Genomic DNA, 678 nt, shown 5'->3' with positions numbered 1-678 from the left:
CCGGCCAGCGTGCTGGCGCTGGCCGCCGTACTGGCCCTGGCCGGCTGCGCCAGCACGCCGTTGCCGGACCTGCCGCAACAGTCGCTGCCCGCGCGATGGAGCAGCCCGACGCCGCAGGCCGCGGTCCCGCGCCCACCCGGCACGGCCTGGTGGCAGGACTTCCACGACCCGCAGCTCGACGCGCTGGTCGCGCAGGCGCTGCGCGACGACCTCAACGTCGGCCAGGCACTGGCAAAGCTGCGCGCGGCGCGGCGCCTGGATACCGTGGCCGGCGCATCGCAACGCCCGCAGCTGCGTGCGCGCACCCTCGACCCGATCGACCCCGACGCCAGCGCCTCGTTCCTGGTGGTCGGGCTCGACTCGGAATGGGAGTTGCCGCTGTTCGGCCGCGGCGAGGCGACCCGGCGCATGGCCCGCGGCGATCTGGACAATGCCCAGGCCGACCTGGCGCAGGTACGCGCGGCGACCATCGCCGAGGTGACCCGCAACTGGATCGACCTGCGCCACGCGCAGCAGGCCGAGCGGCTGCAGCAGGATGTCGTCGCCGCCCGCCAGCGTCAGGCGACCCTGCAGGCGACGCTGGTCGACCTGCATCTGGCCACGCCGGCTTCCGCGGCGCAGGCGCAGGCCGCCGCGCTGCAGGCGCAAACCGCCCTGGACGAGCCGCGCGATGCCGCC

The 678-nt window shown here is 75.7% G+C and carries 1 protein-coding gene; it reads left to right on the top strand.

Going from position 1 to position 678, the window contains the following annotated elements:
* The coding region (locus tag D183_RS0107475) for a TolC family protein (RefSeq protein ID WP_017908455.1) at positions 1-678 on the top strand (678 nt) is incomplete at both ends.

The organism is Xanthomonas sp. SHU 199 (assembly GCF_000364665.1).
Classification (GTDB): domain Bacteria; phylum Pseudomonadota; class Gammaproteobacteria; order Xanthomonadales; family Xanthomonadaceae; genus Xanthomonas_A; species Xanthomonas_A sontii.
The sequence above is the reverse complement of the archived record's forward strand: the minus strand, read 5'-3'. Positions and strand labels throughout refer to the sequence as shown.